Genomic DNA, 624 nt, shown 5'->3' on the forward strand with positions numbered 1-624 from the left:
CGCTTCACAGTCTCCCACCTATCCTACACAAGCCGAACCGAAAACCAATACCAAACTATAGTAAAGGTCCCGGGGTCTTTCCGTCCTGCCGCGCGTAACGAGCATCTTTACTCGTAGTGCAATTTCGCCGGGCCTGTGGTTGAGACAGCCGGAAAGTCGTTACGCCATTCGTGCAGGTCGGAACTTACCCGACAAGGAATTTCGCTACCTTAGGATGGTTATAGTTACCACCGCCGTTTACTGGCGCTTAAATTCTCAGCTTCGCCCCGAAAGGCTAACCGGTCCTCTTAACGTTCCAGCACCGGGCAGGCGTCAGTCCATATACATCGTCTTGCGACTTCGCATGGACCTGTGTTTTTAGTAAACAGTCGCTTTCCGCTGGTCTCTGCGGCCACCCACCCCTAGCCCGCGAAGGGCTTCAGGATGTTTGGCCCCCCTTCTCCCGAAGTTACGGGGGCATTTTGCCGAGTTCCTTAACCACAGTTCACCCGATCGCCTTGGTATTCTCTACCTGACCACCTGTGTTGGTTTGGGGTACGGGCCGTGCATGCACTCACTAGAGGCTTTTCTCGGCAGCATAGGATCACTCTACTTCGCCTCAAACGGCTACGCATCACGTCTCAG

Annotated in this window: 1 rRNA gene; it reads right to left on the reverse strand. The window is 54.5% G+C overall.

What is annotated here, in order from left to right:
- Positions 1 to 624: ribosomal RNA gene (locus EIY87_RS03855) — 23S ribosomal RNA — on the reverse strand; the annotation flags it as partial.

Source organism: Amycolatopsis eburnea (assembly GCF_003937945.1).
Taxonomy (GTDB): Bacteria; Actinomycetota; Actinomycetes; order Mycobacteriales; family Pseudonocardiaceae; genus Amycolatopsis; species Amycolatopsis eburnea.